Annotated in this window: 24 protein-coding genes; 5 read left to right on the plus strand and 19 right to left on the minus strand. The window is 69.6% G+C overall.

Features of this window, described 5'->3' with window-relative positions; translation table 11 throughout:
• The first annotated feature begins 45 nt into the window (after window positions 1-45).
• On the plus strand, window positions 46-2,241 hold the full coding sequence (helR, locus tag ABZV58_RS24490; protein WP_355002478.1) for an RNA polymerase recycling motor ATPase HelR: 2,196 nt from the start codon (window positions 46-48) through the stop codon (window positions 2,239-2,241).
• Window positions 2,242-2,265: 24 nt separating this feature from the next.
• Here helR and ABZV58_RS24495 read toward each other — a convergent pair whose 3' ends face one another.
• The 8 genes from ABZV58_RS24495 to ABZV58_RS24530 form a co-directional block, all read right to left on the minus strand.
• Window positions 2,266-3,648, minus strand: coding sequence for an FAD-dependent oxidoreductase (locus ABZV58_RS24495; protein WP_355002479.1), 1,383 nt, complete (start codon window positions 3,646-3,648; stop codon window positions 2,266-2,268).
• Window positions 3,649-3,872: 224 nt separating this feature from the next.
• Window positions 3,873-4,874 (minus strand): dipeptidase, encoded by a 1,002-nt coding sequence (locus ABZV58_RS24500; protein ID WP_355002480.1) that lies wholly within the window; start codon window positions 4,872-4,874, stop codon window positions 3,873-3,875.
• Between the two features lie 25 nt (window positions 4,875-4,899).
• A complete protein-coding gene (locus ABZV58_RS24505; RefSeq protein WP_355002481.1) occupies window positions 4,900-6,129 on the minus strand; it encodes an FAD-dependent oxidoreductase in 1,230 nt (409 codons plus the stop codon).
• A 217-nt stretch (window positions 6,130-6,346) separates the two neighbouring features.
• Window positions 6,347-7,141, minus strand: coding sequence for an aminoglycoside adenylyltransferase domain-containing protein (locus ABZV58_RS24510; protein ID WP_355002482.1), 795 nt, complete (start codon window positions 7,139-7,141; stop codon window positions 6,347-6,349).
• Window positions 7,142-7,339: 198 nt separating this feature from the next.
• Window positions 7,340-7,849, minus strand: coding sequence for a metallophosphoesterase (locus ABZV58_RS24515; RefSeq protein WP_355002483.1), 510 nt, complete (start codon window positions 7,847-7,849; stop codon window positions 7,340-7,342).
• 108 nt (window positions 7,850-7,957) lie between these two features.
• On the minus strand, window positions 7,958-8,254 hold the full coding sequence (locus tag ABZV58_RS24520; protein ID WP_355002484.1) for a DUF6506 family protein: 297 nt from the start codon (window positions 8,252-8,254) through the stop codon (window positions 7,958-7,960).
• Between the two features lie 33 nt (window positions 8,255-8,287).
• Entirely contained in the window at window positions 8,288-9,229 is a 942-nt protein-coding gene (locus ABZV58_RS24525; protein WP_355002485.1) for a LysR family transcriptional regulator, read from the minus strand.
• A 127-nt stretch (window positions 9,230-9,356) separates the two neighbouring features.
• Window positions 9,357-9,743 carry a hypothetical protein gene (locus ABZV58_RS24530; protein ID WP_355002486.1) on the minus strand — a complete coding sequence of 129 codons (387 nt, stop codon included), beginning with the start codon at window positions 9,741-9,743 and terminating at the stop codon, window positions 9,357-9,359.
• A gap of 176 nt (window positions 9,744-9,919) precedes the next feature.
• Between ABZV58_RS24530 and ABZV58_RS24535 the strand changes: the two genes are divergently transcribed.
• Window positions 9,920-10,399, plus strand: a complete 480-nt coding sequence (locus tag ABZV58_RS24535; RefSeq protein ID WP_355002487.1) for a GNAT family N-acetyltransferase — start codon at window positions 9,920-9,922, stop codon at window positions 10,397-10,399.
• Between the two features lie 50 nt (window positions 10,400-10,449).
• Here ABZV58_RS24535 and ABZV58_RS24540 read toward each other — a convergent pair whose 3' ends face one another.
• The 4 genes from ABZV58_RS24540 to ABZV58_RS24555 form a co-directional block, all read right to left on the minus strand.
• On the minus strand, window positions 10,450-11,283 hold the full coding sequence (locus ABZV58_RS24540) for an RNA polymerase sigma factor SigF (RefSeq protein ID WP_355002488.1): 834 nt from the start codon (window positions 11,281-11,283) through the stop codon (window positions 10,450-10,452).
• 116 nt (window positions 11,284-11,399) lie between these two features.
• Window positions 11,400-12,812, minus strand: a complete 1,413-nt coding sequence (locus ABZV58_RS24545; protein WP_355002489.1) for an NAD(P)/FAD-dependent oxidoreductase — start codon at window positions 12,810-12,812, stop codon at window positions 11,400-11,402.
• A 27-nt stretch (window positions 12,813-12,839) separates the two neighbouring features.
• Window positions 12,840-14,660 (minus strand): DUF3556 domain-containing protein, encoded by a 1,821-nt coding sequence (locus tag ABZV58_RS24550; RefSeq protein WP_355002490.1) that lies wholly within the window; start codon window positions 14,658-14,660, stop codon window positions 12,840-12,842.
• 117 nt (window positions 14,661-14,777) lie between these two features.
• Window positions 14,778-16,238 (minus strand): AMP-binding protein, encoded by a 1,461-nt coding sequence (locus ABZV58_RS24555; RefSeq protein ID WP_355002491.1) that lies wholly within the window; start codon window positions 16,236-16,238, stop codon window positions 14,778-14,780.
• Between the two features lie 174 nt (window positions 16,239-16,412).
• Between ABZV58_RS24555 and ABZV58_RS24560 the strand changes: the two genes are divergently transcribed.
• Window positions 16,413-17,726, plus strand: coding sequence for a helix-turn-helix domain-containing protein (locus tag ABZV58_RS24560; protein WP_355002492.1), 1,314 nt, complete (start codon window positions 16,413-16,415; stop codon window positions 17,724-17,726).
• Between the two features lie 337 nt (window positions 17,727-18,063).
• Here ABZV58_RS24560 and ABZV58_RS24565 read toward each other — a convergent pair whose 3' ends face one another.
• The 6 genes from ABZV58_RS24565 to mftR all read right to left on the minus strand — a co-directional run bounded on the left by ABZV58_RS24565 (window position 18,064) and on the right by mftR (window position 23,582).
• Window positions 18,064-20,472, minus strand: coding sequence for a SpoIIE family protein phosphatase (locus ABZV58_RS24565; RefSeq protein WP_355002493.1), 2,409 nt, complete (start codon window positions 20,470-20,472; stop codon window positions 18,064-18,066).
• A 49-nt stretch (window positions 20,473-20,521) separates the two neighbouring features.
• Window positions 20,522-21,157, minus strand: a complete 636-nt coding sequence (locus ABZV58_RS24570; protein WP_355002494.1) for a SpoIIE family protein phosphatase — start codon at window positions 21,155-21,157, stop codon at window positions 20,522-20,524.
• Window positions 21,150-21,563, minus strand: coding sequence for an anti-sigma regulatory factor (locus ABZV58_RS24575; RefSeq protein ID WP_141811885.1), 414 nt, complete (start codon window positions 21,561-21,563; stop codon window positions 21,150-21,152). Before ABZV58_RS24575 ends, ABZV58_RS24570 begins: the two co-directional genes overlap by 8 nt.
• Window positions 21,553-21,942 carry an STAS domain-containing protein gene (locus ABZV58_RS24580; protein ID WP_067781095.1) on the minus strand — a complete coding sequence of 130 codons (390 nt, stop codon included), beginning with the start codon at window positions 21,940-21,942 and terminating at the stop codon, window positions 21,553-21,555. Before ABZV58_RS24580 ends, ABZV58_RS24575 begins: the two co-directional genes overlap by 11 nt.
• Window positions 21,943-21,955: 13 nt before the next feature.
• Window positions 21,956-22,861, minus strand: a complete 906-nt coding sequence (locus ABZV58_RS24585; RefSeq protein WP_141810165.1) for an STAS domain-containing protein — start codon at window positions 22,859-22,861, stop codon at window positions 21,956-21,958.
• Between the two features lie 124 nt (window positions 22,862-22,985).
• Complete coding sequence (gene mftR, locus ABZV58_RS24590; RefSeq protein ID WP_355002495.1) at window positions 22,986-23,582, minus strand: mycofactocin system transcriptional regulator; 597 nt, start codon at window positions 23,580-23,582, stop codon at window positions 22,986-22,988.
• Between the two features lie 86 nt (window positions 23,583-23,668).
• On the opposite strand from mftR, the gene mftE reads away from it, so the two are divergent.
• Complete coding sequence (mftE, locus tag ABZV58_RS24595; protein WP_355002496.1) at window positions 23,669-24,370, plus strand: mycofactocin biosynthesis peptidyl-dipeptidase MftE; 702 nt, start codon at window positions 23,669-23,671, stop codon at window positions 24,368-24,370.
• A 3-nt stretch (window positions 24,371-24,373) separates the two neighbouring features.
• Window positions 24,374-25,582, plus strand: coding sequence for a pre-mycofactocin synthase MftD (mftD, locus tag ABZV58_RS24600; RefSeq protein ID WP_355002497.1), 1,209 nt, complete (start codon window positions 24,374-24,376; stop codon window positions 25,580-25,582).
• 6 nt (window positions 25,583-25,588) lie between these two features.
• Here the strand turns inward: mftD and ABZV58_RS24605 are convergent, their stop codons facing one another.
• Entirely contained in the window at window positions 25,589-26,056 is a 468-nt protein-coding gene (locus ABZV58_RS24605; RefSeq protein WP_355002498.1) for a MarR family winged helix-turn-helix transcriptional regulator, read from the minus strand.
• Window positions 26,057-26,232 lie beyond the last annotated feature (176 nt).

Raw genomic sequence — 26,232 nt, forward strand, 5'->3', positions numbered from 1 at the left:
CACGGGAACCCGAGGAATCGTCGAGCCAGCGAAAGTGAGGGGCAAGTGTCGACCCGGCGGTACGAAGACGAAATGCGGTCCGAGCGGAGCTACGTGGACGGGCTCTACGCGCGGCTCGACGCCGAGCGCGCGCGAGTGAAGGGCCGCTACAGCGCGGCGTTGCGGGGAAACGGCGTGTCACCGATGGAACGGGATTTCGAGGTGCGCGCGCTGGGCAAAGAGGTGCGGCGGCTGGACGTGGCCGACAACGGGCTGTGCTTCGGCCGGTTGGACTCCCTCTCGGGCGAACGTCTCTACATCGGCCGGATCGGCCTGTTCGACGAGGCCAACGAGTTCGAACCGCTGTTGCTCGATTGGCGAGCGCCCGCGTCGAGCGCGTTCTACACCGCCACCGCCGCGCATCCGGAGAACATGCGCCGTCGCCGCCAATTCCACACGCGCGGAAGGCGATTGGTCGATTTCACGGACGAGGTCCTTGGTCGCCCCTGCGGTGGCGAGCGCGGCGACGCGGCCTTGCTCGCGGCGGTGAACGCGCCGCGCGGTGCCGGGATGCGCGACATCGTGGCGACGATCCAGGCCGAACAGGACCGGATCATCCGGCTAGATCACCCTGGTGTGTTGGTGATCGAAGGCGGCCCGGGCACCGGGAAGACCGTGGTGGCGCTGCACCGCGTCGCGTATCTGCTCTACACCCAGCGCGAGCGGATGGAACGGCACGGTGTGCTCGTGGTCGGGCCCAATCCGGCGTTCTTGACCCACATCGGCCGCGTCCTGCCCTCGCTCGGCGAATCCAATGTGGTGTTCACGACCACCGGCGATCTCGTGCCCGGTCTGCACGTCACCGCCGAGGACGCCCCGGAAGTCGCGCGGCTGAAGGGCTCGCGGAAGATCCTGGACGTCCTCGCTGCGGCGGTCGCCGATCGCCAGCGGCTGCCGGAGCATCCGTTGCCGATCGCATTGCAGGACGTCACGGTGCGGATCGACGCGCCGACCGCGGAGTGGGCCAGGGAGGAGGCGCGCGCGAGCGGATTGCCGCACAACCAGGCTCGTGCGGTGTTCAGCGAGATCGTCACGTACGTTCTCACCGAGCGGGCGATCGCCCGGATCGGCCGGGGCTGGTTGACCCGTGACGACCGCGAGGCGTGGGAGCAGCTGCGGGCCGACCTTCTGGCGGAACTCGCGGACGACGAGAGGTTCACCGCGGCGCTCGACGCACTCTGGCCGATACTGACGCCGGAAAAGCTACTCGCAGAGCTCTATTCGTCCCCCGAACGGTTGCGCGCGGCGGGCGCGGACCAAGCACTGTGGCGCGCCGACGGCGACGCCTGGACGGTATCGGACGTGCCGCTGCTCGACGAACTCGTCGACCTGCTCGGTCGCGACAAGTCGGCCGACGGGGACGCCGAGCGGGAACGCAAGGACGAGGCGGCGTACGCCGCGGGCGTGCTGGACCTGATGATCAGCCGCGAAGACCTGATGGACGACGAGGACCATCTGCTCGCCCAGGACATGCTCTACGCCGAGGATCTCGCGGATCGGTTTCTCGAACGCGACACCCGCGAGTTCGCCGAACGCGCTGCGGCGGACCGGGATTGGACTTACCGGCACGTCGTGGTGGACGAGGCCCAGGAGCTGTCCGAGATGGACTGGCGGGTGTTGATTCGGCGCTGTCCCGGCCGATCGTTCACGGTGGTCGGCGATCTCGCCCAACGCCGGTCGGCCGCCGGAGCGACCTCGTGGGACGCGATGCTGGAGCCGTACGTGCCCGGCCGGTGGGTCTACCGGTCGCTGTCGGTGAACTACCGCACCCCGGCGGAGATCATGGCCGTCGCCGCCGCGGTGCTCGCCGAATTCGCACCCGGGGTCGAGCCCCCGGAATCGGTGCGCGCCTGCGGCGTCCAGCCCTGGTCGAGGCAGGTCGCCGCGGACGAACTGCCCACCGCCATCGAGGAATTCGTCCGTGACGAAGCCGGTCGCGAAGGCACCAGCATCGTGATCGGGCCGCCCGGCGTGCCGGGTACGGTGCCCGCGTCGGAGACGAAAGGCCTGGAATTCGACGCTGTCCTCGTCGTGGAACCGGAACGAATCCTCGCCGAGGGCCCCCGCGGCGCGGCCGAACTCTACGTCGCCCTCACCCGCGCCACCCAACGGCTCGGCGTCCTCCACCTAGGTCCGCTACCGCGGTCTCTGACCGGGCTCACCGAGACCGAACCACCCGCCCACGCGGGAATTCCGCAGTAGGCGTAGCGATTTCGCCGTCGGGCATCAGCGAGGCAATGGGCTGCCCGCGGCGGTCGCGGTGTCGTGTTCCATGACTTCGGTGGCGGCGCGCTCGCCCGAGCGGACGGCGCCGTCGACCCATCCGCACATGACGGCGGAGCTCTCGGTTCCGGCCCAGTGGATGCGGCCGCACGGTGCGCGCAGGGCGTGGCCGAACTGGGTCAGCACACCGGTCGGTGCGTGGCTGAGCATGCCGCCGCCGGAGTAGCGTTCGACGCTCCAGTTCTGCTCGAGGTAGTCGACGGGCGGGCGGGCCTTCGCGCCGAACCGCTCGACGAGTGCGTCCAGAATGGCTTCCCTCCGCTCGGTTTCGTCGAGTCGGCCGATCCGCCGCGCGATAGGCCCCTCGGCGATGACGCACAGGATCCCGGGTCGGCCCGTGTCCGTGCAGGCATCGATGGTGATGGTCGCGGGCGATCCTGGTGCGACCGACTGGCCCGACAATCCGTCGCTACGCCAGAACGGTTGGTCGTAGACGACGGAGGTCTTGATGATGGAGCCGCTCGGCATCCGCTGGTGCAGGAACGATCGATCGACCGGAAGCATTGGCTCGTAAAGGATTTGGCTCGCGATGGCCAAGGGGACGGCGACGATCGCCCGGTGTGCCCGCACGGTCGAGTCGTCGGAACGCACCGTCACTCCGTCGGCGTCCTGCTGGATGCGCCGCACCGGCTGCGACAGGTGGATCGAATCGCCGATCGCGGCCGCCATCGGACCGTAGACGGCGCCCATACCGCCGACCGGCCGCTCATCCTGGGCGCCGTCCTCGACGCCGAGGACGAAGCCGGGCCCACCGCCGGACGCCATCTGGTACAGCACGAAAAGCAGCGACACTTCGGCGGCGGCGGAGGTGTAGCAACCGGCGATCGCGGTCTCGAGGAGTTCGTGCGCCGGTTTGGACGCCACAGTGCTGTCCAGCCACTGCGCCAAGCTGATTCGATCCCATTTGCCCGCGTTCTTCGCCGCCCACGGACTCTCGAGGGGAACCGATCCGCACATATGACCCAGCTCGAGCAACACCGCGCCCAGGTTCATCGCCGCCCACGGACTCATCGTCCACGGGATGGTGCCCGTGTAGCGGTGTTGTTTGCCGCCGACCACCATCATGGCCTCGCCGTCGGTGTACTGCTTGTAGCTCGGGACACCGAACTCGTGCATCAGCGCGTGGATCCGGTCCTGACCCGGCCCGATCCAGGCGCCGCCGCGATCGATCCAGGACCCGTCCGCGCGCGCTTCGGTGAACGTGCGCCCGCCCAGCCGGTCGCGTGCCTCCAGCACCACCACCGACCGACCCGCTTGGCTGAGCCGCAGCGCGGCTGTCAGTCCGGCGAAACCCCCGCCAATCACGCAATAGTCGACGTCTGTCATGGAGCGCCGCCCTCGTATCGGATTTCCGCGAGCGGCCGATTTCCGCGTGCCGCCACCGTGCGGCCGTGCGCATCACCGGCCGCGGCCTCGACGCACCCTCTGCGTTCGGGCTCGCGTCGAATTTTCCAGCAATTCTATAGCAATTCGCACGCCGAGTCTGCCCGCACGGCATCGCCGTTCGTGCTCATGGCAGAGATTCGGTCGTGCGCTGGGATCGGCTTCGTTCAGTGGCTGGGGGAGATGACGTCGAGCACGCGGAGCACGTTGCCACCGAGGAGCAGGTGGATCGTCTCGGCGGCGAGGCCGCGGCGCAGCAGCGCGTCGGTGAGCCGCGGCAGCTGGGCGGGGCTTTCCAGTCCGCGCGCGGGTCTGATGAAGCCATCCCAGTCCGAGCCGAGCGCGACGGTCTCGCGGCCGCCGACATCGATGATGTGCAGCAGGTGATCGACGACCGCGTCGAGTTCGCCGCCGAGGTAGGCGGGGGAGAAGATGACACCGACGACGCCGCCGGTATCGGCGATGGCGCGGATTTGTTCGTCGTCGATGTTGCGCCACATGGGCCGGACTCCGGCCACGCCGGTGTGCGAGACGATGACCGGTCCGTGGGCGCGGGCGATGGCGTCGAAGAAGCCGGGGCGGTTGATGTGGGCGAGGTCGACCAGCACGCCGAGTTCGGCGCACGCGTCGACGACCTCGCACCCGAAGCCGGTCAACCCTTCCTCCCGGCTACGGCCGATACCCATTGCGGGACAACCGATCTCGCTTCGACTGAAGTGCAGCAACCCCAGGTAGCGCACGCCGCGCCGCGCGAAGGCGACGAGGTTGTCGAGGTCGCCCTCGAGCGCTTGGCCGCCCTCGATACCGCGCAGCCCGACGCTGATTCCCTCGGCGCGCGCCCGGCGGATGTCGTCGCCGGTGGTCGCCAGCCGGAAGCTGTCGGGATGGGCGCGGGCGGTTTCGTCGAGCGCGTCGAGCTGGCGGTGGATGTCGGCGGCGGTGCCGCGGCGCGGGTAGGGGGCCGTCCACATGCCGAACCATTGCGCGGCGAGACCGCCGTCGCGCATGCGGGGCAGATCGACATGTCCGACGTACCGGCTGATCGGCCAGCGCGGGCGATGGCGGACGGTGAAGTCGTAGCCGCGGGATATCAGCTTCGGAGTGTCGGCGTGCAGGTCGATGACGGTGGCGCTGTCGTGCACTTGCTGGGCTTCGACGGAGACGAGCATGCGTACCTCCAGACGAGAAGGACGGTCAGCGCCGCCGGAATCGGTCGGCGCGAAACGGTGTCAGTACCGGCGGGCGAACGCCGTCGATCACGTAGCGCGTGAGGGCTTCGGCGGCGGGCGCGGCCAGTGTCATGCCGAGCATGGAAAACCCTGTGACGAGGTAGGTTTCGGCGTGGCCGGGCAGCAGGTCGATGATCGGCAGTCCGTCCGGTGTCAGTGGTCGTTGCCCGCTCCACTCGCGTTGCCGGTCGGTCCAATCGATGCCGTCGAGCATGACCGACGCGCAGCGGGCGATGGGGTCGAGTCGCTGAGCGCTCAACCGCGCCGAGGGCCCGAAGTCCATGCCCGAGGCGATGCGCAGCCGGTCGCCGAGCGGTGCGCAGGCGATGTGGTCGTCGAGCAACAGCACCGATCGGCGCAGCGCGGTGGCGGCGGGGACGTCGAAGCTGTAGCCGCGACCGCCGATGAGCGGGAACCGTCTTCCGATCAGGGCGGTACTCGCTCCGGTCGCGACGACCACCACATCGGCGTGACGACGGCCCGCGCCGGTCGCGACCTCGGCGCGCGTACCCAACCGGGTGGCGGTGACTCCTTCCTCGATGCGCACGCCGATGCCACGGAGATGCGCGGCGAGAGCGGCGACGAACGCGCCCGGATCGATCTGAACGTGATCGCGCAGTTCGACGCCGTGGCGGACCAGCGTCGACAGCGCGGGTTCCAGCTCATGGAGCGCGTCGGCGCCGAGGATGGTCTCCGGCACCGAGAACCCGGCGGCCCGGAACGGTTCGCGGGCGCGGCGGAACGCCCGCACGGCATCGGCCTCGCGGGCCACGGCCAGCAGACCCGCGTCGACGCGCCGGAATTCGACGTCTTCGTCGGCGAGCTCGTCCAGCAGCGGGAAGCAGCGCTTGCCCAGCTCGGCCAGCGCCAGGACGCCGCGTTCGTAGCGGCGGGCGGTGGAATGGCGGGCCAGGGACAGCAGCCAGGGCAACAGCCGCGGATAGTCTCGGGCGGCGATCCGCGATGCCGACTCGGGCGAGCGCAGATGCCGGAGCCCGTCGCGCATCAGTCCGGGCTCGGGGAAGGGGCCGGTTTGCGCGGGGTTCACCCACCCGGCGTTGCCGTGGGAGGCGCCCGCGCCGACGCGCTCGGCTTCCAGCACCGTCACCTCGACGCCGCGGTGCGCGAGCTGGTGGGCCACAGTGAGCCCGGCGATGCCCGCGCCGACGACTAGTGCGGTTCGCGGCGTGCTCATATGCCGGAACTGACGTAGCGCGGCATTGTGCGCCCTTCGTTTCGAACGCCGGAAGCATTCCGACGACCGGTGCGTCGTCCTCGCTGGATTGCCAGAACGTTGCCGACGGTCGGGGTAGTCGCAGTCTATTCCGGGCCCGGCGACGGTGTCCTCGATGTGGGATCACTTCGGCACGATCACGCGTTTCGTTTGCTCGGATCACGACCGCCGCTTGTTTTCACCGGGCTATCGCCTCGATTTCGATGCGGTCGGCGACCCAGGACAGGAAGGTGCGCACGTCGGCGGCGGGTAGTGGGACCGCCGCGGAGCGGGGGCGCTCGAAGCTGTCCAGCGCGGCTTCGATGAGCGGTCGGAACGCTTCCTCGGTCTGCGCTATCAGCCGCGCCGCCTTCCGCTTCGCCAGCCAGCGGCCGGTGCGGCAGAACGCGACCGAGCGGCAGCCGTTGAGGACCTGGTTGTCGCTCAAATGACCTACCCCGTCCGCGTGCTCGCGGACCGAGGCCAGGATCGCGGCGTAGAGGTCGCGGTCGTGCGGCGCCGCGACGACCTGGCGTACCGGACTCCCGTAGAGGAGCCGACCGGACTGGTGGGCGATGGAGCGATCGATGACATGCCAGAACGCCGGGGATCGCTTCGGGTCGAAGTCGGCGCGGCTCGGCAGCAGCGGACCGGTGTTGAGGTTCAGCGAATATCCCGCCGCTACGGACGGTCGCTTGGCGAACTCGGAGTCGTAGATCACCAATTCCAGCCCCGCGGCGGGACAGGGCAGCGCGGGATGAGCGAGCACTTTCGCCATCTGGCGCACCGCCCGCCCGGGAAGAGCCGGACCGGCCACCACCGTCACATCGACGTCGCTGCGCCCGTGCCGATAGTCCGCGAGCGCGATGGACCCCACCGCGAACACGCTGACGAGATGCGGTTCGCATACGGCGCGGGTGCGCCGCACGAGCTCTTCCAGGTACGGCCGCACCTCGACCGGCACCGATTCCGGATCCACGAGCGTGGAGGTCATACGACCAGTATCGGCCCAGGGTCGGATACCGGCCCTCGGACACGTGCGCGCAGTCGAAACCGATGTGCGCTGCGTGACCTGACCGTGGCGACCCGTCTCGAGCGCGTCGATGGTCGTATCCGGCATCGACGGATCGAGACCCGGCTCCTGCCACGGGGCGATCCACTGGGGGACTCGGTGAAATCGTCCTAGGGAGGGCTAAGCGCGGCGCGCGGGTGGGATCGTGTGCAGTTCGACTTCGGTGATCTCGCCCGAGGTGACGGTGGCCGTCAGGTAGGTGTGGTGGGGCTGGCGGCGTTTGTCGGTGGGGGAGCCGGGGTTGAGCAGGCGCAGGCCGGTGGAGGTGACGGTGTCCCACGGGATGTGGCTGTGGCCGAACACCAGGACGTCGGTATCGGGGAAGTCGCGGGCGCAGCGAGTGTCCCGGCCGGTGGCCGGGCCGGTCTCGTGCACGACCGCCAGCCGCAGGCCATCGAGGTCGGCGCGGGCGATCTCGGGGAGACGGCCGCGCAGCTCGGGCCCGTCGTTGTTGCCGTAGACGGCGATCAGTCGCTTGCTGCGCGCTTCGAGCCGATCCAGCAGCGCCACCTCGACCCAGTCGCCCGCGTGCACGACGACATCGGCGGCGTCCACCGCCCGCCAGACGGATTCCGGCAGATCGCGCGCGCGTTTCGGGATGTGGGTGTCGGAGATGATCAGCAACCGCACGGTGTCCGGTCTACCACCCGCGGGCGGCACTTCGAGCCGAAGCCGCCGAATCCGCGCTGCGAGCGGCCGACCAGCGCGTCGATCGGGCATCCGCGGCAGAGACACCCGTCACGAGAAGATCGCGTGCACCTGGTCGACGGCCTCGGCGCCGTAGGCCACCGCGCCCACCGGAACCGCACCGCGCACCGCCTCGATCACCCGTGCCGTCCATACCGGACCGAACCCGCCGCACAGTTCGATCAGCTGGGCGCCGCCGTCGACCAAACGGCGAGCCACGTCGACGGCCTGCTCCGGGTGATCGACGCCGACGAACACCGACCGGCAAGCGGCCGTCTCCACGACAGTTTCGTTTGCGGGATCGCTTCCTGCCGCGGTGTAGATGAATCCCCATGCGGTCAGCGCCATGTGCGTGCCTCTCCTAGAGCTTCGGCCGCGGACCTATCGAGGCGCGACCCGATCGAAGCCCAGCGAAGCCGATGCCGGGTCGCGCTGTCCACGAGGTAGAACCGCAGAGGTGTGCGGCCGTTCCGCACGCACCAGGTCGGCGACCATCCGGCACCATCGCGAGGCCGCCGAATCGGCCGGATTCCAGGCCAGCGCGTAGCGGATGGACGGCGAGTCTTCGACGAAAGGCAGCCAGACCAACCCGTCGCCCGGACGCACGTCCCACGCCGGTCGCAGTGCGACGACATCCCCGCCGTGCGCGAGCTCGGCCGCGAACAGTGCTCGTCGCGGTGCGCTGGCTCCGATCGCCGAGGGCTGCCAGCCCGCTCGGAGCCATGACTCGCGGATCGCGTCGTGATAGCCCGGCGCCGCGGATCGCGCGAACCACGACAGCGCGCTGCCGTCCAGATCGGCCCACCGCACCGCGTGACGCTCGGCCAGCCGATGACCGGCGGCCACGATCACGCCGAGCTGCGCCTCGGCGATCACGACATGATCCAGTCCGGCCAGATCCGTGGGCAAGAGCAGAACGCCCATGTCGAGCGAGCCTTCGCGCAGGGCGGGCAGCTGTTCGGCGGTCTGCGCGTCGAGGAACTCCAGGGTCGGCTCGGCGACCCCGCGCCACAACACCGAAGCCGACCACGGCGGCGCACCGGGTGTCACGGCGACGCGCGGAGTCCGCGCTTCCCGCACGGACTCTCGTGCTCGGCGAGCCGAATCCAACACGGCACGAGCATGTTCGGCGAGCCGCGCGCCCGCCCGAGTCGGCGTCATGCCGGCGGAACCCCGTACGAACAACGCCGTACCGAGGTCACGTTCGAGCGCGATGATCTGCTGACTCAACGATGTCGGCCTGATCCCGACCGCATCCGCGGCGCGCGTGAGATTCCGCTCCTCGGCGACCGCGAGGAAATACCGCAACTGTCGCAGTTCCACTCCGCCACGCTAACGAACCAGCGCCCACGCACCTTCCCGGCGACGGCCCGGTTCGGCTCGCGAGGGGCCGCGCCGGGACCGCGACCGCCGGTTCGACACGCACGGGACCGCGGCATCGGTGGTTCCGTCAGAGGGCCGGTCGATTTCTCGTTCCGTAGGTGCCCCATTCGTCGCCGCGCAGATACGCGAGGTGCTGGGCGTCGGCGCGGGCGGAGACGGCGGCGGCCACGGCGGCGGCGGCATTGCGGCGCAATTTCAGGAGCACGCCCATGCAGCCCGCGGCGATCGCGAAGCCCGCGGCGGCGCCACCGAATTCGGCGTCGAAGAGATTGCCGATACCGATGAGCAGGCCGAGTGCCGCGACCGCCCACGTCCACGCGCCGGGGTGCCGACGCATCGACTCTCGGAGGCTGCCGAAAGCTTGCTTGGTCTTGTCCGGGTTCTGGAAGCACCAGACGACGAGGTAGAAAGGCCACAGGAACGGAGCCAGCAGCAACAAGACGATGATCTTCATGGCCCTCCTCTCACTGATCCTGGGAATGAGGGACTACCCACCCCATCGAGACCCAGTCCACGCGCTGTTGCTCGCCGCGACTCTGCCGCAGCTGGCAGGCCGGAAATCCGCGAACCGCGCGCCGACCGCCGAGCCGCTCGCGACCTCGGCCGCGTCGGGCGGGGCAGACTGGTCGGATGATCATCGAGCCGTTGCGCCAGGGCGCGATTCCCGAGGTGATCGCGCTGATGGAGCTGGGAATGCCCTACATCACCGCGCGCACCTACTCCGACTACTGGCTCTACGCGAACCTGTTCTCCTCGACCTGTCCGGTGGCGACCATCGACGGCCGGATCGCTGGCGCACTCGTCGCCTTTCGCAGCCAGGACGAACCGGCCGACCTGTACGCGCAGGATCTGATGGTCCATCCCGACTTCCGCCGCCGCGGCGTCACGCGCGCCCTGATGGACCAGCTGCGCGCGACCGCGGCGACGATGGGTTGCCGCCGGATCTACCTGACCTCGATGCCGGGCAACCACGCGGCCCACCGCACCTGGGCGGCGCTCGGTTTCCGGAACGTGCCCGGCGACCGGACCATCGACGGTGTCTCGGTCGTCTCCGACTTCAAGGGCCCCGGCAAGGCGCGGGCGGTCTTCGAACTGCCACTCGACGGATGAGCGCCGAAACCATTGGTGCGAGGGATTTTCGGCCGACAGAGCGCGGCACCTCAGGCCGCGCTGGTCACGCGGGCGGGCGGCTCCGCGAGTGCCTGTTCGCGCAGACTGTCGAGCGTGTTGGTGAGGATCCTGGAGACCTGCATCTGCGAGCAGCCGATCAGGCGTCCGATCTCGGCCTGGGTCCGGTTCTCGTAGAACCGCATGATCAGCACTCGACGTTCGCGCTCGGGCAGCGCGGCGATGAGCGGTCGCACCGCCATGGCGTCCTCTAGCAGGCGATAGCACGGTTCGACGGTGCCGAGAGTCTCCCGGATCGATGGCGTCCCGCCTTCCTCCTCGCCGCGTTCGGGAGTGTCCAGCGAGTCGGCGGTGTAGGCGTTGCGTGCGACGAGCGCCTGGGTGACCTCGGTCAGTTCGACGCCGAGTTCGGCGGCCAGCTCGCGCGCGGTGGGCATGCGCCCGAGCCGGTGGGTCAGCGCGTCGGTGGCGGGCCCGAGGCGCTGGTGCAGTTCCTTGATGCCGCGCGGCACCCGGACGGCCCAGGTGTGGTCCCGGAAGTGGCGGCGCACCTCGCCCATGATCGTGGGCACGGCGAAGGCGAGGAACGGCTTGCCCTGGGAGACGTCGAAGCGGTCCACCGCTTGGACCAAGCCGAGCAGCGCGATCTGCTGCAGGTCGTCGAGATCCTGGCCGCGGTTGGCGAAGCGGCGGGCGATATTGCCCGCCAGCGGCAGACACCGGTGCACGATCTCTTCCCGCAGCGCGCGGCGCTGCGGGTCGTCGGCGTCGAGGGCGGCCAGCTTCTCGAACCAGGGTTCGATGTCGTCGTAGCTGTCGCCGGACTTCTTGGCGCCCGGCTTGCTCTCCGATGCCGAGTTGCTCATGGAATACCTCGCTCCCAACCGAATTCGACGTCGGTCAGATACCCGCGACCGCCGACGGCAAACGTCCGTCGAGCCGGGGATTGATGCCGCCCGAAACCTTCGCATGCCGTCGCCGGTCAGCGGAGGCGGCGCAGGGCGCGGTCGGCGGCGTGGGCGCCGCACATGCCGTGCGCGCCGGGGCCGGGCGGTGTGGCGGCGGAGCACAGGTAGTGGCCGGGGAGGCCGAGGTCATACGGCTGCAAGGTCTTTCGCGGGCCGAAGACGAGCTGGGGGATGTCCTTGGCGCCGGTCATGATGTTGCCGCCGACGTAGTTCGGGTTGTAGTCGGCGAAATCCGTTGTGGTGCGCACGTCGACGCCGAGGACGCGGTCGCGGAAACCGGGGGCGAAGCGTTCGATCTGGGCGACAATCGCTTCGGTGGCGTCGCCGGTGTAGCCGTGCGGGACATGCGCGTACGCCCAGATCGGGTGGATGTCGCCGACCGAGCGCCCCGGGTCCGCCAAATACTGCTGACCCACGAGCACGAACGGCCGCTCGGGCATGCGTCCGGTGTGGATGTCGCGCTCGGTCGCGGCGACCTCCGCGTAGGTTCCGCCCAGATGCACGGTTCCGGCCCGGCGGGCGGCCGTCGCGGTCCACGGGATACCGCCCTGCACGGCGAAGTCGACCTTGAAGGCGCCGGGTCCGTAGCGGAAACGCCGGAACGCCTTGCCGATTCGCGCCGGAAGCCGGTCGCCGAGGATCTCCGCGACGGCGGTGGGCGCCACGTCCCACATCACGACCTCCGCCGCGGGCAGATCGCCGACCGACCTGACCGGAGTTCCGGTCTCGATCTTGCCGCCGAGGTCGCCGAGCCGCGCCGCCATCGCGTCGGTGATGCGCTGCGAACCGCCCGCGGCGACGGCCCAGCCGTAGGCGTGGCCAGCGGTGAGGATGCCTAGGCCGATGCTCGCGCTGAGCGGCCGGTTCAGCGGGCGGAAGGCGTGGGCGGCGACGCCGCCGAACAGGCCGCGCGCCTGCGGCGTGCGGAAGGCCGCCGCGAGCAGGTCGGCGGAAATCAGCGCGGGAATTCCAAAGCGCGCCAAGCTCACCGGATGGCGTGGCACCCGCAGCAGCGGCCGCATGATGTCGGTGCTCATCCGGTCGTAGCGCGCGACGGGACGTTCGAACAGCAGCCGCCACGCACGACCGTCGGCGCCGAGACCGGCTGCCGTGTCGGCGACCGAGCGGTGCAACACACCGGCGCTGCCGTCGTCGAGCGGATGGACGCAGTCGATGTCCGGCCACGCCCAGGTCAGCCCGTAGCGAGCCAGGTCGAGCGACCGGAGGAACGGAGAGCCGACGGCCATCGGGTGGATGGCCGAGCACTGGTCGTGCAGCAGACCGGGCACGATCGCTTCCCTGGTCCGCGCGCCGCCGCCGATCTCGTCGGCGGCCTCCAGCACGGTGACCTGAAGGCCCGCCTCGGCGAGCACGATCGCCGCCGCGAGACCGTTCGGGCCGCTGCCGACCACGACCGCTGTGCTCATATCGCTCTCCGTTCCGGTGGTCATGGGTCAGCCGACGCGCGACGGCTCGGGTTCGCGGACCGGCGCGGCGGGCAGCGTCGCCGCCTCGTAACCCGCGCGCCGCCAGGTCACCTCGTGCGGGATCGGGCCGTCGGGCAGCCACGGCTGCGTCCGCACCGCGTCGCGCACCCGCCATTCTCCGCGCTCCACAACGCCGAGCGCCGCATCGATGACCTGGTACCGCTGGACGCCGCGGTGAATCGGCTGGGACTCCACCCATACGATGATCCACTCGCCGGGCGCGAACCCGACGCGCGACTGCACCGCGTCGATCAGATCGATGTTGTGCAGGTGCCCGTCGCCGAAGTTGAAGCCGATCAGCGAGTTGCAGCCGAACTCGGCCTCGCGCACCGTCCACCGGTCGAGATCCGGAATGTGCTTGTACAGCAGCGAGAACAGTCCGCGGCCCTGGCTGTGCATGGACCGCCACGCGATGGTCTGCTGCATGGTGATCTCGGCGATCGCCTTCGGGTAACCCATGTCCTGCAACTGGTCGATCTGGTTCTTGGCGGGCCGGTGCGGCAGGCTGTTCAGCTTCTCCTCCGCGCCGGGCGCGAAGGCCCACAGTGCCGAGGCCCAGTTGCCCGCGTACTGCCGCATCGACGGCAGGAACGACACCAGATCTGGGCGCAGATTGCCGAGGACCGGGAAGAACACCAGCGCGGCGACGATGCCGAGGGTCAGCCACGGCGAGGACATGTCGGTCACGGCGTAGCCGTCGGCCGCGGGGTACCCGAGGAAGAGGAACACCGTCAGGTAGGCGAACAGGATGTTCCACTCCAGCGGCACCGCCAGCGGGAAGGTGGAGGTGATGAAGAAGTGGAACACCACCATCATCACCACGCCGGCGAGGGTCAACCAGTGGTTGGTCGAGAACAGCAGCACCAGCGGCGTGACGATCTCGACCGTGGTCCCGCCGACGTGCGCCAGGAACGAGGCGACCTTGGACGGGCGCAGATCACGCGGGAAGTCGCGGTAGTGCAGGCGCTTGATCCACCGGAACGGCACGGCGGGGCTGTTCGACATCATCGGCGGAACCACGTTCGAGAAGTGGTCGCCGAACTTCGACACGCCCGCACCGATCCAGACGGCGCAGATCAGCAACTTCGCCGCGATGATCATGTCGACGAACGGCAGCGCCGCGAAGAAGATCAGCGCGGGCAGGTACTGCTCACCGCGCGCCGCGAGGAAGATCGTCTTGTCCCGCAGACCGCACAGGACATACAGCACGATCGGCGCGATCAGCAGCGCCGGATTCACCAACCCCGCCGTGTTGTCCGGCAGCGCGGTGCTCAGGGACGCGCTCGGGATGCCGGGACGCACGATCGCCGTCAGCAGCGAGCCGAGGAAGGCCAGGTACAGGCCGACGTCGACGATCGTGCGGGTGTCGCCGTTGGTGAACGGCACGTGCCGCCACGGCCGCAGGCGAATCGTGCCGGGCCGAGCCCAGAACAGGATGCCGCCGGTCATCGGCTTGAATTTGCCCGCGAGCGGACCCCAGGATCCGGCCAGGCCGATCGCCTCGAGCAGGATGGTCCAGAGCACCAGCTTCTGGTAGACGATCGGTTCGTGCCACCACTCGCCCACCGCCCAGAACGGTCCGACGCCGGAGGTCCAGGTCGCCAGCGCGACGCCGCCGACGGTGTAGAGCACGAGCAGTTTGGCGATATAGATGGTGTGGATCATTCGCGGACTGCCGAACCCGTATTCCACCCAGTGCAACGCCAGCGCGCGCATGCGCTCGCGTAGCGGTTGGTCGAGGAATGTGTCCACGTCGACGGGCGGGAAATCTCCCGTTTTGAATCCCATTGTTCGAACCTTTCTCGCGATCGTTTTTCGGGTGCACGGCATCGACATCCGTTCGCTCATCGATCGCGTTCGGACGGTGGCCGGTTCAGTTCTTACGGAGCCGAATTACTGTGCGGCTCAGGCAGGCGCCGCCAGGGCGCGCAGTTTTCTCTTGTCGATCTTGCCCACCGGATTGCGCGGCAGCGATTCGGTCAGATGAATGGCGACCGGCAATTTGACGCGGGCGAGCGAAACGCCGCAGTGCTCGAGCAGGGTCGCCGGCGTGAGCTCGGCGCCCGGCATGGCGACCACGTGCGCGACCGGCACTTCGCCGAGCACGTCGTGCGGCGCGCCGACCACGGCGGCCTCCAGCACGGACGGGTGCGCGTGCAGGACGTTCTCGATCTCCTTGGGGTAGATGTTCTCGCCGCCGCGGATGATCATGTCCTTGATGCGATCGACCAGCACCAGGTAGCCGTCCTCGTCGAAGTAGCCGACGTCGCCGGTGTGCAGCCAGCCGTCGACGACGGTCATGGCGGTCGCTTCCGGCCTGCCCAGGTAGCCGCGCATCACGTTCGCGCCCTTGATCACCACCTCGCCGCGCTCGCCCGCGCCGAGCAGGTCGCCGTCGGAATCCATGACGGCCACGGTCTGACCGGGCAGCGGCACCCCGACCGTGCCCGGCTTGCGCCGCCCGCGCGGCGGGTTCACCGTCGACGCGCAGGTGCCCTCCGACAGGCCGTAACCCTCGACTATCGGTACACGGAAACGGGTTTCGAAGCGCGCGATCAGTTCGGCGGGCATCGGGGCGGCGCCGCAGACCACCAGCCGCAACGACGAGGTGTCCGGCGTCCGCTCTGCGGCCTGGGCCACCAACATGGCGTAGATGGCGGGCACCGCGGAGAAGTAGGTCGGCTGGACGCGCTCGATCACATCGAAGAAGGTGGACGCGGAGAAACGTCCGGCGATGGTGGCGCGGCCGCCCGCCAGCAGCGGCGACAGCACGCTGACCACGATCCCGTTGACGTGGAACAGCGGCAGGATCAGCAGGCTGTGATCGGTCTCGTCCAGCCCGAGCGTCTCGATGAGCATGGCGCACATCGCGGCGATGTTGGAGTGGTCGAGCACGACGCCCTTCGGCTGTCCGGTGGTGCCGCTGGTGTAGATGATCAGGGCGGTCGCGTCGTCCTCGATCGCCACTGCGGGCACCGGCGCGCCGACCCCGACGGCGGGTCCGGCCACGTCGGCCACGTCCAGCGCGTCGAGTCCGCGTCCGCCTTCCGTGATCACGACTTTCGCGGCGCAGTCGGAAATCTGATAGTGCGCCTCGTCGAATGTCGAATCCGGCTTGATCGGCGTGACCGCGGCGCCGAGATGCCAGGCCGCGAAAAGGATTATGACCAATTCCAGGCGGTTCGGCAGCATTACCGCGACCACGTCGCCGCGCCGGACTCCGTGCGTGTGCAGAACGGTCGCGGCGGCCCGGACGCGGCGCGCGAAATTCTCGTTGTCGAGTTCTTCGCGATCGTCCGCGAGACAGGGCCCGGTCGGATTCCAGAGCGCCCGCACGTAGGGTATTTCGGCTACGTTCTGCACCATTTCCTCACCATCGAATGCGTACGTGACTCGGATTACATTTCCAAGGTAGGTACCCGGCGAAGGCGGAGCTACGGGCCCGCATCCCAGAGTTTTCGGCGCGGGTTGTGCCGGTGGCACAAAAGGTTGGCGTAAGCGCCCGCCCGGGCCGCTGACCTGGCGTATCGTCCGGAACAAATGAGCGAACCTGATGACCGGACGATCGACGGGGGCAGGCCACACGCCGAACCGAATGGCGGCGCGGACGCGGGCGGGAACGACGACGTCGAGTCGGCGGTCCGCGAGGTGGCCGAACGCATCAAGGCCGACCTGCCACGGCTGCTCGCGGACATGACCGCGATGTTCGCCGACATGATCGAGGAGTTCCGGCACGACGACGAGGTGCGGCGGCTGATGGAAGCCAGCACAGCCTCGAACCTCGCCGCGATCCTCGACCTGCTCACGCTGGGCATCTCGTTCGACGACCTCACGGTGCCGCCCGCCGCCGCCGAGTACGCCCGCCGGTTCGCCCAGCACGGGATGTCGTTGGAGGCTTTGCTGCGCGCGTACCGCCTCGGCGAGCACATGTTCGCCCAGACGGCGATGACCGTGCTGCGGACGCTCGATCCCTCGGCCGAGCTGGCGCTGGCGACCACCAGCCGGATCGCGGCGCGGATCAACCGCTACATCGACGGGGTCATCGAGGGCGTCATCGACATCTACGAGAACGAACGGCGGCGCTGGGACGCCCGCACGGACGCGACGCGCGCCGCGCAGGTCAAAGCGGTGCTCGAGGGGGAGGAGCTGGATCTGGCCTCGGCGGAGCAGATGCTGGGGACCTCGCTGCGCGGCTGGCATCTCGCGGCGGTCATCTGGACGCCGCCCGGCTCCGCGGCGTCCTACGATCTGCTGCGCACCGGCGTGGGCATGCTCGCCGCCGCGACCGGCAAGCAACCGTTGACCATCCTCGTCGACGAACACAATTGCTGGGCGTGGATCTCCTCGACGGGCAAGCCGTCGCTCGATCCGGCCGTGCTCGAAGCCGAGTTGCGCAAGCAACCGTCGCTGCGGATGGCGGTCGGAGATCGAGGGGCCGGGCTCGCCGGGTTCCGGCAGACGTTCCACGACGCGCAATGCGCGCGCGGCGTGGCGGTCACCGCCGCCAAGGTACGTCAGCTCACCCTATATCCCCGGGTCGCCGTCGCCGGTCTGCTGAAGGACAGTCTCCCGGACGTGCGGGTGTGGGCGCGGCGAGTGCTCGGCGATCTGATGCGCGACGACGAATCGACGGCCCGGCTGCGCGAGACCGCCCAGGTCTACCTCGACGCGCGCGGCAGCCTCACCGACGCGGCCGCCCGCATGCACGTGCACAAGAACACCGTGCACTACCGGATCCGCAAAGCCGAAGAGCTGCTCGGTCATTCGCTCGGCACCAACCGGCTCGACGTCGAGATCGCGCTCATGGTCTGCGCTCAATTCGGTATCACGACAACGGGTTCCGCACGGGAATGACAGTCCCGTCGCCGGAGGTGGTGTCAGCAGATCGGTGGCCGGTGGTCGGCTTTCCGGTGGCTCGGTGGTGGGGCCTGGTGGTCGGCTTCCCGGTGGCTCGGTGGTGGGGCCTGGTGGTCGGCTTCCCGGTGGCTCGGTCGTGACGCCTGGTGATCGGCTCTCCGGTGGCTCGGTGGTGGGGCCTGGTGATCGGCTCTCCGGTGGCTCGGTGGTGGGGCCCGGCGGTCAGCTCCCCGGCGACTCGGTCGTGACGCCTGGTGATCGGCTCCCCGGCGACTCGGTTGTCAGGCCCGGTGATCGGTTCCCCTGGGGCTAGGTGGCAAGCCTCGGCGGTGGGTCACCCGGCGACTCGGCGGTGGGCACCGCGCAGCGGGTTCGCCACCGGCGACTTGATCGCGGGCAGGGTGATGGACATGCGGACGCGGGTGCCCCGTCCGTTGTGGTCGATCTCCAGTTCCTCGGTGAGCGCGCGCATCATGTCGATGCCGCGCCCGCGGTGACCGGGATCGGCCGAGCGCGGCTTCCATGTCCCGGTGTCGGTGACCTCGATGACCACCCGTTCGGTGTCGCATTCCGCGCTCAACCGCACCCGTTCGGTCGCGGCCGCGCCGTTGCGGTAGGCGTGCTCGATGCTGTTGCTGCACGCCTCGTTCGCAGCGGCGACCAGGTCGGAGGCCAGATCGTGCGGCACGGCCGCGGCGGCGAACCAGGCCTTGAGCTTGCGGCGCATGCCGGAGAGTTCGTCGGCGTCGGCGGGGACGTCCAAGCGCAGCGGCGCGGGCGGCTGCCGGTACACCACCATCGCGACGTCGTCGTCGTAGCCGGCGGCCGGGCGCAGCCGGGAGAGCACCGCGTCGGCCACCTCGCGCGGCAGCTTGCCCGCGGTGTCGGCGAGCACGGCCGCGATCTTGGCGAAACCGTCGTCGATGTCGACGCCACGCTGCTCGACCAGCCCGTCGGTGAACAGCACCAGCGTCGAGCCCGGGGTCAGCGCGGTGGTGGCCTCGGGGCGGCGCGGCATGTCGAAGGTGGCCAGCGGCACCGAGCGCCCGCCCTCCAGCAGCCTGCCCGGCTTGTCGACGTCGGCGAGGATGGGCGGCATGTGGCCCGCGCTGCTGTAGCGGACCAGTCCGCGCACCGGATCGAGCACGGCCGCGCACACCGTGGTGCACATCGCGCCGGGAATGCGGCTCGCCACCGTGTCGAGTTCGGCGAGCAGCTGCGCGGGCCCGGCTCCGCGCAGCAGCAAAGCCCTTCCCGCCGAGCGCAATTGGCCCATCACCACGGCGGCCGACAGCCCTCGGCCCACGCAGTCGCCGACCACGACGCCGATGGTGCCGTCGCGCAGCGGCACCACGTCGTACCAGTCGCCGCCGATCTCCAGCGGCGGCAGGGCGGGTTCGTAGTGCACCGAGAACCGCGGCGGCAGTTCGATGGGACCGAGCATGGCGCGCTGCAAGGTGAGCGAGGTGGCGCGGGCCTGATCGAAGTTGCGCGCCCGCTGCACCGCCAGACTCAAGTGCCCGATCAGCAGCGAGAACAGCGTCCAGTCCGCGGCACTGATCGCGCGCGGCGCGGCGAAGCGCAACCACAGTGCGGCGTCGCCGGTTTCACCGAGCGGGGCGACGATCCCCTCGGAGCTCTCCGCGCCTTCCGGAATCGCGAACAGGCTGCGCGGCGGCCTGCGCCGGGCACGTTCGAGCAGGGCGCGCGCGGAGTGGTCGAGCGCGGCGGGGTCGGTCTCGACTCCCGTACCGCTCGACGGCTCGACGGTCCCCGAGACGTAGACCTCGGGCTCGGCATTGCGGCTCGGCCACACGGTGACCACCGCGGACTCGGCGCCGACGGTGCGCCGCAGTTCGTCGAGGCCGACCGCGAGCACCTCGACCACGCTGGTCGCCGCGCCCACCGCGGTGGCCAGCCGGGAGGCGGCCTGGTCGCGGGCCTGCGCGTCGTGCTCGGCGGTGACGTCGCGGATGGTGCCGACGTAGATCAGCTCGTTGTTCTCCGGCTTGACCAGTGCGCTGGTGCTCACCGCCAACCACAGCTGCCGCCCGTCGCGGTGCCGGATCGGCAGCACGAAACGCAGTGCCTCGGTACCCAGATCGGGATAGCGCGGCCCCGCGGGCAGCGACCACGGGTGCGGCACGGCGTACGGCACGTCCGCGGGGCCGTAGCCGGTGAGCGCGCCGAAGGCGGAGTTGACCTCGACGATGGTGCCGCGCGCGTCGGCGACGAAGAATCCGTCCTGCAGCGATTCGACGAGCGCGGTGCGGAAGGCGTCGCGGCCCGCGAGATCGTCTGCGCGCGAACGCTGTTGCTCGTAGCGGCGTGTGCCGTCGAGGTAGCCGCGGGTGGCGATGTCCAGCGCGGCGAGGGTCTGCAAGAGGAATTCGAGTGCGGTCTCGGCGATTCGCGGTTGCGGTGCGGTACCGCTCTCCGCGGCGGTGTCGATCAGCGGCTCGGCCGCGGTGTCGATTCGTGGCTCGGCCGCGGTGTCGATTCGTGGCTCGGCCGCGGTGTCGATCGGCGGCTCCGCGGTGGCGCCGGTCTCGTACTCGGCCTGTTCGGCCTCGGTGGCGAGCCGGAAGTGGTTCTCGGTGAGATCGAGCAGGCTGATGCTCTCGACCAGCGCGCGCCTGCCGAGGTCGTAGCCCTCGGACAGGCTGTCCTGACTCGGGGCGGCCAGGTGGCGGCGCAGCGCGGCGGCGTAGGCGTCCAGGAATTCGGCGAGCACGGTGCTCATGGGCGACCGCCGATCACGACCCCGCCTCGCCTGCACCCCGCTGCATCGGTCATGACGCCCCGTTCGTCGTCCCGCCGCGGTGCCGGGCGGCCAGCACCAGGGCGTCGTCGGTGTCCTTGGCATGCCTGGACAGGATCTCGGAGGTGATCTCCGCCGTGGACCTGGAAAGGTCGATGCCCTCGGCGGATTCGGTGACGATGCCGTCGGTGGTCATCAGCAGCAGGTCGCCCGCGCGCACCTGCACGGTCTGCGGTTGCAGGGTCTGCGGTAACCGGTAGCCCACGATCCCTCCCGTCTGCAGGACCGCGGCGCGCACGGTCAGCCCGGCCGGGCTCGCGGAGAGCACCCGGCAATCGACATTGCCGACGCCGAGCCAGCGGATGATGTCGGTGTCGTCGAACAGTGCCAGCGACACCGCCGCGCCGCGGGTGTCGGCCATGGCCCGATGACACAGCACCATCAGCACGTCCAATGGCTCGGAACGATTCTCGGCGAGCACCTGGGCGGCACGGTCGGCCGCGTCCGCGGCGGCGGCGCCGTGGCCGAGCCCGTCGAGTACGGCGAACAGCACCGTGCCGCCGCCCGCGTCCAGGACGACACAGCGATCACCGGAGATGTGCTGGCCCGGTAACGCGCGACCGGCCACCGCCCACTCGATTCGGCCGATGAACCCGTCTTCATGCACCGTTGGGTACCCACTTCCACATTTCCACCAACGTGCCGCGACCGGGCGCGGAGTCGATCGTGAGCCGATCCATCAGCCGTCGCGCGCCGGGTAGTCCGAGGCCGAGGCCCCGGCCGGTCGAATAACCGTCCTCCAGCGCGCGGGGAATGTCGCGGATGCCCGGCCCTTGGTCCCGCGCCTGGACCACGAGAGCTTGGCGGCCCTCGCGGTCGTCGACGGACAGGCGGATTTCACCGGTACCCGCGTAACTGGTGATGTTGCGGGCGATTTCGGAGATGGCCGTAGAGATCATGGTGCAGTCGGTCAGGGAGAAGCCGAGCTTCGCTGCCAATTCTCGTCCTGCTTGTCGTGCTGTCACGATGTCGCTGGACAGCTTGACCGCGATCACCACGTTCTCAGCGGCCACTGTCACGACCGTCTCGCTGGCGGCGTACGGAAGACTTTCGGTCCAGCCATGCCAGTCCTTCTTCGAGGTCGAGGGCGGTGTGCATGTCCTCGAAGGTGAGTCCTAGCTGCACCATGGCGAACGCGACCTCGGGTTGCAGTCCGACGATGACGGTCTCCGCCCCGCGCAACTGGGTCATGTGCGCGATGGTGCGCAGCGATCTCGCGGCGAAGGAGTCCATCACGTCGATCGCCGTCACGTCGACGATGATGCCGTGCGCTCGGTATCTGCTGACCTGTTTCATCAGGTCGTCCTGCAGGCGCTCGGTATCGGCGTCGGTCAGTGCGGACTGAACCGACGCGATGAGATAGGTGCCCTGCTTGAGAATAGGTACCGGCATCGCAGGGACTCGATCAGCGTCCGTCGCGTTCGGAAACCCGATCGGTCACCCGGGTCACCTCGTAGCCGAGCAGGCGTTCGGCTTCCTCGATACCGCCCTGGAGGTCGCCGACCGCGTTCATCTTCGACAGGTCCAGGCCGATGGTGACCAGGGTCAGCGCGATCTCCGAGGAGAGGCCGGTGATGATCACGCTGGCGCCCATCAGGCCGGAGGCGTCGACGGTCTGCACCAGGTGGTTGGCGACGGTGGAGTCGATCGTCGGCACACCGGTGATGTCGATGACGACGACCTTGGCGCGGTTGTGCCGGATGGCGCGCAGCAGCTGTTCGGTGAGCTGGCGGGCGCGCTGGCTGTCCAGCACGCCGATGATCGGCAGGATCAGCAGCTGCTCGCGGACCTGGAGCACCGGGGTGGACAGCTCGCGGATGGCTTCCTGCTGCTGGCGGATGACGCGCTCGCGCTCCTGCACGAACGAGATGGCCACGGTGCTCGCGATGCGGTTGGCGGCCGGTTCGTAGGCGTCGAGCGCGTGGTTGAGCAGCTCGAAGTTGGACTGGTACTTCTCGAAGAGCGAGCGCGCCAGCACATCTCGTAGCAAGAGCACGATGCCGAGGACCTCGTCGGTCTCGACTCCTCTCGGGATGATGCGCTCGGACAGGTCGCGCGCGTAGGCCTGCAGCGCTTCGACGCTACCGGTCTCCAGCACCTCGACGTAGTTGTCGTAGATGGAGGTGGCCTCGGAGAAGATCTCCTCCGGGGTCATGGCGGTGAGCAGCTGGGCGTCGGTGATGCGGCGCGCCCATTCCTCGCGCAGCGCGGTGCGGTTCTGGCGCAGGTGCTCGACCAGCTGCGGCAGCAGGTTGTCGACCGGTCCCGCGGCCAGCGAGTCCGCCGAAAGGCTCATGGACACCTCGGACATGGAAATTCCAGCCCCTTTCGACGGGTAGGTCGGTAAACGTCGTGCGCTCGGCCGTGGCCGAGTCCGAGCCTAGTCATACCCCATCCCGATTGCCGCCGAAACCTACGGGTTGCTCGTGCGCAATTCACGTGCGCGCCACGAATCCGCGTTCCAGTGCGAGCAGGGCCTCCTCCAGGTACACGGTGAGATCGGCGTCCGCCCGGCGCAACCAGGCGTCGAACGCCGCGCGCGCCGCCGCGAGGGTGGCGCGGCCGACGGCCATCGGGATCAGCGCGTCCTCGGGTTCGCCGAGTCGTCGCCCGGCGAACGCGCTCACCGCCCGCTCCCAGGCGTCGTAGTGCGCGCCCGCCGTGGCGGCCAGCGCGGGCACGGTGGCGATCAGGTGCATGCGATTGCGCAACTCGGGCACGTCTTCGGCGCGATAACGGTTGGCGTTCACCACGACTCGGCGCACGGCCGTCATCATCGGCACGTCGTCGGGCACCGTCGCGAAGTCCGCCCGCAGCGCGGCGACCTCGTCGTCGAACTGGTGCCAGAGCACCTCGGCCTTGGTGGGGAAGTAGCGGAAGAAGGTGCGCCCGCTGATGCCCGCGGCGGCGGCGATCTGGTCGACGGTGGTGTCGTCGAAGCCCTGCTCGGTGAACAGGCGCATGGCGATGACCTCGAGCTCGCGCTTGGTGGTGCCGCGGGGCCGGCCCCGGGTGGTCCGCGTCGTCGTCACGGAGCCATTATGTCCGCTGCGGCGCCGATTTTTGTCAGTCACTGAAAGTATTGATTTTGTCAGCCTGTGACGTTAATCTCGCCGACATGGGCACCATGGCGGATCTCACATGGCCGGAGGCGGGCGAACGCGCCGCCGCCGGCGCGATCCTCGCCGTGCCGGTCGGCGCGACCGAGCAGCACGGGCCGCACCTGCCGCTGTCCACCGACACCGACATCGCCGCCGCGCTCTGCGCGCGGTTGGCCGCCGCGCGCACGGATGTCCTTGTGGCGCCCGCGATTCCGTACGGATCCAGCGGCGAGCACGCGGGCTTCGCGGGCACCCTGTCCATCGGGCAGGCCGCGCTGGAGCTGCTGATCGTGGAGCTGTGCCGCTCGGCCACCGACACCTTCGACCGAGTCCTCGTGGTGAGCGGGCACGGCGGCAACCTGGAACCGCTACGCCGCGCCGAGGAGCTGCTGCGCAGTGAATCGCGTGACGTCCGGGTTCATCTGCCCAGCTATCCGGGCGGTCTGCACGCGGGCCGCGCCGAGACCGCGCTGCAGCTGGCGCTGCGCCCCGACCTGGTGCGCGCGGACCGCGCGGAGAAGGGCGACACCCGCTCGCTCGCCGAGTTGCTGCCGCTGCTGCGCGCCGGGGGAGTGCGCGCGGTGAGCCCGAACGGCGTGCTCGGCGATCCCGCTGGCGCGCACGCGGAGGAGGGGCGCGCCCTGCTCGCCCGGCTGACCGACGACCTGACCGAGAGAACCCGGCACTGGTGGCCGGTGGCCGTCCCCGAAAGGACTTAGCTCATGAATCCCTGGTTCGAAACCGTCGCCGAGGCGCAGCGTCGCGCGAAGAAGCGGCTGCCGAAATCGGTGTACGGCGCGCTGATCGCCGGTTCCGAGCGCGGTCAGACCATCGACGAGAACCAGCAGGCCTTCACCGAACTCGGTTTCGCGCCGCACTGCGCCGGTCCGATCGGCGAGCGCGACCAATCGACCTCGGTGCTGGGCCAGCATCTGTCGATGCCGGTGCTGATCTCGCCGACCGGTGTGCAGGCCGTGCATCCCGACGGTGAGGTGGCCGTGGCGCGGGCCGCCGCCGCACGCGGTATCGCCATGGGGCTCAGCTCTTTCGCCAGCAAGCCGATCGAGGAAGTGATCGCGGCGAATCCGGCCACCTTCTTCCAGCTCTACTGGTGCGGCGGCAAGGACGAGATCCTGCAGCGCATGGCGAGGGCGAAGGCGGCGGGCGCGGTCGGGCTCATCCTGACGCTGGACTGGTCGTTCTCGCACGGCCGCGACTGGGGCAGCCCGGTGATCCCGGAGAAGCTGGATCTGCGCACCATGTTGAAGTTCGCGCCGCAGACCTTGGCTCGTCCGCGCTGGCTGGCGACCTACGTCCGCTCCGGGCACATTCCCGATCTCACCGCGCCCAATATGGCGGTGGGCGACGGCCCGGCGCCCGGCTTCTTCGGCGCCTACGGCGAGTGGATGGGCACGCCCGCGCCGGACTGGGACGACGTGCGCTGGATCGTCGAGCAGTGGGACGGTCCGGTGATGCTCAAGGGCGTGATGCGGGTCGACGACGCGCAGCGCGCGGTCGACGCGGGCGTCACCGCCATCTCGGTCTCCAACCACGGCGGCAACAACCTGGACGGCACCCCGGCCGCCATCCGCGCGCTGCCGGTCATCGCGGACGCCGTCGGCGGCCAGATCGAAGTCGTCCTCGACGGCGGCATCCGCCGCGGCAGCGACGTCGTCAAAGCCGTGGCGCTTGGCGCACGCGCGGTGATGATCGGCCGCGCCTACCTCTGGGGCCTCGCCGCCAACGGACAGGCGGGCGTGGAGAACGTGCTCGACATCCTGCGCGGCGGCATCGACTCGGCGCTGCTCGGCTTGCGCAAGACGGCCGTCACCGACTTGGACCGTGACGATCTGGTGGTGCCCAACGGTTTCGAACGAGCGCTCGGTGTTCCGCAGCGCTCGACGGCGAAGGTGGTGCCCGCCTCGGCCTGAGGTCGCTCAGCTCGGCGGCTGCCGCCGGTGGTGCGCGAGCAGCGTGTCGTAGATGTCGGCCAGCGCGCTGAGCTGTTCGCGGTCGAGCGCGTCGATCATGTGCCTGCGCACGCTGCGCACGTGCGCGGGCGCGGCGGTGCCGAGCACATCGGCGCCGCGCGGGGTGAGTCGCGCGGCGGTGCGGCGGGCGTCGTCGGGAATCGGCTCGCGCACCACCAGCCCGCGCTTCTCCATCCGGGTGATCTGGTGCGAGAGCCTGCTCTGCGACCACTCCAGCGCCTCGGCCAGATCGGCGAAGGTGAGCCGGTGGTCGTCGGAGCCGGCGAGGTTGGCAAGCACCGAGTACTCGACGTAGGTGAGGTTCGACTCCCGGGAGGAGTCGCGCCCCACGGCGGCCGCGATGAGGTCGCGCGTGCGCACGAATCCCAGCCAGGCCCGCATTTCCACATCGTCGAGCCACTGCGGATCGGTCACGACAGCCTCCAAACTCTGACGTGTCATCTACATTGCCTCGCTGTGGTCGTGTCGAGCGCGACAAACTTCGGATCTGACAGGTAGCACCACCGGGGTTGAACGTGCAACCTTTTGTGCTGCTTACCAATGGGAGACCGGCGGCCTTGCGCCCGTGCCGAGGAGTCTGGTGTGGGTCA

The organism is Nocardia sp. NPDC004654, assembly GCF_040609595.1.
In the GTDB taxonomy this organism is placed as follows: Bacteria; Actinomycetota; Actinomycetes; order Mycobacteriales; family Mycobacteriaceae; genus Nocardia.

Bases quoted from the DNA above. Each gene is read 5' to 3' on its own strand.
- ABZV58_RS24585 (WP_141810165.1), bottom strand. From the start codon at position 22,861: ATGTCCGAGGTGTCCATGAGCCTTTCGGCGGACTCGCTGGCCGCGGGA.
- ABZV58_RS24580 (WP_067781095.1), bottom strand. From the start codon at position 21,942: ATGCCGGTACCTATTCTCAAGCAGGGCACCTATCTCATCGCGTCGGTT.
- ABZV58_RS24520 (WP_355002484.1), bottom strand. From the start codon at position 8,254: ATGGCGCTGACCGCATGGGGATTCATCTACACCGCGGCAGGAAGCGAT.
- mftD (WP_355002497.1), top strand. From the start codon at position 24,374: ATGAATCCCTGGTTCGAAACCGTCGCCGAGGCGCAGCGTCGCGCGAAG.
- ABZV58_RS24535 (WP_355002487.1), top strand. From the start codon at position 9,920: ATGATCATCGAGCCGTTGCGCCAGGGCGCGATTCCCGAGGTGATCGCG.
- ABZV58_RS24545 (WP_355002489.1), bottom strand. From the start codon at position 12,812: ATGAGCACAGCGGTCGTGGTCGGCAGCGGCCCGAACGGTCTCGCGGCG.
- ABZV58_RS24550 (WP_355002490.1), bottom strand. From the start codon at position 14,660: ATGGGATTCAAAACGGGAGATTTCCCGCCCGTCGACGTGGACACATTC.
- ABZV58_RS24495 (WP_355002479.1), bottom strand. From the start codon at position 3,648: ATGACAGACGTCGACTATTGCGTGATTGGCGGGGGTTTCGCCGGACTG.
- ABZV58_RS24530 (WP_355002486.1), bottom strand. From the start codon at position 9,743: ATGAAGATCATCGTCTTGTTGCTGCTGGCTCCGTTCCTGTGGCCTTTC.
- mftE (WP_355002496.1), top strand. From the start codon at position 23,669: ATGGGCACCATGGCGGATCTCACATGGCCGGAGGCGGGCGAACGCGCC.
- ABZV58_RS24540 (WP_355002488.1), bottom strand. From the start codon at position 11,283: ATGAGCAACTCGGCATCGGAGAGCAAGCCGGGCGCCAAGAAGTCCGGC.
- ABZV58_RS24555 (WP_355002491.1), bottom strand. From the start codon at position 16,238: ATGGTGCAGAACGTAGCCGAAATACCCTACGTGCGGGCGCTCTGGAAT.
- ABZV58_RS24565 (WP_355002493.1), bottom strand. From the start codon at position 20,472: ATGAGCACCGTGCTCGCCGAATTCCTGGACGCCTACGCCGCCGCGCTG.
- ABZV58_RS24510 (WP_355002482.1), bottom strand. From the start codon at position 7,141: ATGACCTCCACGCTCGTGGATCCGGAATCGGTGCCGGTCGAGGTGCGG.
- ABZV58_RS24505 (WP_355002481.1), bottom strand. From the start codon at position 6,129: ATGAGCACGCCGCGAACCGCACTAGTCGTCGGCGCGGGCATCGCCGGG.
- ABZV58_RS24500 (WP_355002480.1), bottom strand. From the start codon at position 4,874: ATGCTCGTCTCCGTCGAAGCCCAGCAAGTGCACGACAGCGCCACCGTC.
- ABZV58_RS24560 (WP_355002492.1), top strand. From the start codon at position 16,413: ATGAGCGAACCTGATGACCGGACGATCGACGGGGGCAGGCCACACGCC.